This window comes from Paraburkholderia sp. NMBU_R16, assembly GCF_013282575.1.
Classification (GTDB): domain Bacteria; phylum Pseudomonadota; class Gammaproteobacteria; order Burkholderiales; family Burkholderiaceae; genus Trinickia.
This window is the reverse complement of the sequence record NZ_JAAAYE010000202.1, coordinates 1-1,290: the sequence shown is the minus strand read 5'-3', so window position 1 is coordinate 1,290 and position 1,290 is coordinate 1. Positions and strand designations below refer to the sequence as shown.

General features: G+C 59.3%; 1 protein-coding gene. It reads left to right on the top strand.

From position 1 onward, the window contains the following. Positions 1-70 precede the first annotated feature (70 nt). Positions 71-1,251, top strand: a protein-coding gene (locus GWC77_RS27810; RefSeq protein ID WP_173262715.1) for an IS3 family transposase whose coding sequence is annotated in 2 segments (ribosomal slippage) — positions 71-323 and positions 323-1,251 — 1,182 coding nt in all. Because the reading frame shifts where the segments join, the coding sequence is not laid out codon by codon here. Positions 1,252-1,290: the final 39 nt, after the last annotated feature.

Here is a 1,290-nt window from a genome sequence, read left to right as displayed (position 1 = left end):
TGAGCTTCCCCTGAAATTTCGCCTTCCAGCAGGTCGCGTATAAACTCGACCCAAAGGAAGGAAAGAAGAGATGTTCAAGGTACCGCACCAGGTGTACACGGCAGAGTTCAAAGAAGCGGCCGTGCAACGAGTCAAGGACGGGCAAAGCATAAGCGCTGTGGCCCGCGAACTGGGCATGTCGATGCAGACGCTGCGTAACTGGCTTAAAGCGTCGGAAGCCGGCAAGCTCAATGGTTCCGGGGCGAAGGTCGTCACGGCGGAACAGATGGAGCTTTCGCGTCTGCGGGCGGAGAACAAGCGCTTGCAGATGGAGCTGGAAATCGCAAAAAAAGCGGCGGCGTTCTTCGCGAAGGACCTCCTGTGAAGTTCGCCTGGATTGACACGCAGTGCCGGCACTATCCGCTGTCGGCGCTGTGCGAGGTCCTTGCTGTAAGCGTCAATGGCTATCGCGCGTGGAAGCGCGGCGGCACACCCGAGCGACAGCGGCTCACCGATGCCCAGTTGCTCACGTTGATTCGAACGATTCATGCGAAGTACAAAGGTGCCTACGGTTCGCCGCGCATGACCGACGAGGTGCGCTCTCGCGGCTTTCCGGCCAGCAAAGCACGTGTGGAGCGGCTGATGAGCGCCAACGGTATCCGAGCCCGTCACAAGCGCCGTTATCGCGTGACAACAGATTCTCGGCACAAGCTGCCGGTCGCACCGAACGTGTTGAACCGGAACTTCACGCCGGCCGAGCCCAACCAGGTGTTTACCTCGGACATCACGTACATCTGGACCGACGAAGGCTGGCTGTATCTGGCGGTCACGCTGGACCTGTTTAATCGGGAGGTGGTGGGCTGGTCGGTCAAGCCGCGCATGACGACGGAACTCGTGACCGATGCGCTGACGATGGCGTGGTTCCGCCGCCGGCCCGGGCCGGGTGCGCTGCATCATTCGGATAGAGGCAGTCAATACGCCAGCCACGACTTCCAGCGCAAGCTGGCCGCGTACGAGATGCGCTGCTCTATGAGCCGCAAAGGAAATTGTTGGGACAATGCGCCCACGGAAAGCTTCTTCAGTAGCTTGAAGAACGAGCGGGTTCACGGCACCAGGTATCGCACGCATCGCGAGGCCGTGGCGGACTTGTTCGAATACCTTGAAGTGTTTTATAACCGCAGTCGTCGTCATTCATCGCTTGGCTTCATGTCGCCAACTCAGTTCATGCAAGACTGGCTTACGGCTCAGCGGACAAAGGATACGGCTGCATAACTCGGGGCCTCTGGAAGGCGAAAAACCGAGGGAAGCTCA